2 protein-coding genes are annotated in these 2237 nt (G+C 23.5%); both read right to left on the bottom strand.

From position 1 onward, the window contains the following. Positions 1 to 285, bottom strand: a 285-nt coding sequence (locus D9R21_RS05820) for a lipoprotein (RefSeq protein WP_158613937.1), incomplete at its 3' end; no start/stop codon positions are given. 90 nt (positions 286 to 375) lie between these two features. Continuing rightward, entirely contained in the window at positions 376 to 1863 is a 1488-nt protein-coding gene (locus D9R21_RS05825) for a ribosome-inactivating family protein (RefSeq protein WP_126821462.1), read from the bottom strand. Positions 1864 to 2237: the final 374 nt, after the last annotated feature.

Consider the following 2237-nt stretch of genomic DNA (forward strand, 5'->3'; position numbering starts at 1 on the left):
ATTTGTATCATTCAAAAATTTAATAATTCTTCAATTATTACTTGTATCACTACGCCAAACTACAAAATAATATTTATTATTAATTTCATTTAATGGTTTTTCTTGTGGTGCTATTCATTCTAGATTATCTCTGATTTCTTGGTTAGTTGTATTTATTTTATGTTTTTCTTTTTCTTTTTTTAATTCACCTTCGCTGTATTGTGATGTATTATTACAAGCAACTAAATTTGTTGTACTTGTTCCAATTAAAGTAATTATCCCTAAAAGACTTAATATTTTTTTCATATTTATCCTTTCTATTTTTTATAAATTTTGTTAATTTAATTAAAAATGAAAATAAATTATTAATTTATTTTCATAAATGTTTAATATTTTTTATTCTCATCAATGAACATTTTTATTCATATCATCATCTCAACAAAGATTTCCGCATGTTTCTATAATTATATATTTATCATCATTTGGACTTGAATTTTTCATTTGTTGAATTTCATTATTAATATCAGTATATTTATTAATTATAATATTTGTCATTGAATCAATATCATTTTCTGGTCATCATGTATCTGGATTATTTTGAGGATAATTAGCAATTATTCCGTGTAACTCTTCTTTAAATTTATTTGAGCCATATACTTGTTTTAAAATATTAATTTTTTCTCACATAACATATGTAATTTTTAATTTTAATCAATTTGAACTAGTAGGAGGGAATCTTGATGATCTTTCAAAAGTAACTCCTGAATCATAAAAATCATATGTTAAATAACCATCACTATGACAAGTGTGTTCTACATCTGCACTTCTTTTATTACGAATATTATATTCGTTATACATATTGCAGTAAGATGCTACAAAAATTAACAATAAAATTTTGATATCTAGTGCTCTAAATTCTTTTACTAATTGTTGTAGTGACATGCTAATATAATTTGAAGTTGATGGAATAGATTTTTTTCCAAATCTTCTTTCAATTTCATTTATTAATTCAATACTTTTTTTACTTTCTTTTGATCAATTAGTTACAATAGGCTTAATGTCGTTGTTTCAATGGAATGTTTCATTATTACTTCTATTAATTAAATTATTAATTTCACCAAATCTCATACTTTCTGCTGTTGCTAAAATAACACGTGCTAATGCACCTTTTAATGTATTAACATTTCCGTTATATTTGTGAATTGCATCAAAAGCTAAAAAAATATTTATTCATTTAATTTCTGGATCACTACTACCAATAAGAGAACCATAATCTGAATTAAAATCTAATCTTTGAGGTGTAATATTTATTGTGTGTCCATTTAATTGAATGGGTTCATTTATATTTGTTATTGTTGAATCACTAAAATAATAAAAATTTCCACTATCTTGTAAAATTAAATTATGCGTTGTTTGTTGTATAAAGCCTTGAAGATATAAGTCTTGTGTTCGAAAAACTAATGCAAGTTCACCTATATTTTCAATATTAACAGGAATAACGAAATAATTATATTCTGAAGCTGGATTAACTGCATGTGTTCTAAAATCATTTGATGAAGATTCAAAGAATGTTGTAAGAATATTATTCTGTACTAGAAAATTAATAATATCAGTCATATTTTGATTATAATTATTGTTATTTTCTGAAGATATTATTAATTTTGGTGTAGTAATACCTTTACTTAAAGTATTATCTTTTATATTACATTTTTTATCTTTTGCTCTTTTAATACGAATTATTTTTTCTAAATTATTTGTTTGTTGATAATTAGTATCACTATTTTTGATAGTTTCTTCTTTTTGATAAGGACTAGCGGCAATTGTTGTTGGTACAGCAGTTCCACTAATTGTTAATACACTTAATAAACTTAAAAGTTTTTTCATTTGTTATAATTTTCTTTCTTTCATCTTGAAACTTTTTTATCAAGATCTATTGACATTATATATATATATATATATATATGCAAGTCAAGCATTTTAAATATACTATTTTAGAAAGGAGATGAACTATATATGATTATTATTATATTTATTTTGTACTAATCTGGGCTCGCGGTGATTTTCATAAGTTTGTGAAAAATAACTTAAAGTTTAAAAAAAATTTTGCCGCGCTTTTCAAAATCCTTGGGAAAAATTCTAAGCGTTAAGCGAAGAATTTTATAAAGGTTCCCAAATTTGTTTGAAAGAACCTCAAAACTTTTTTTAACTTGTAAGTCATTTTATCACAAAATTTCAGAAAATCAACCGCTCGCCCAAAA

This window comes from Spiroplasma endosymbiont of Megaselia nigra (genome assembly GCF_003987485.1).
Lineage (GTDB): Bacteria > Bacillota_I > Bacilli_A > Mycoplasmatales > Mycoplasmataceae > Spiroplasma.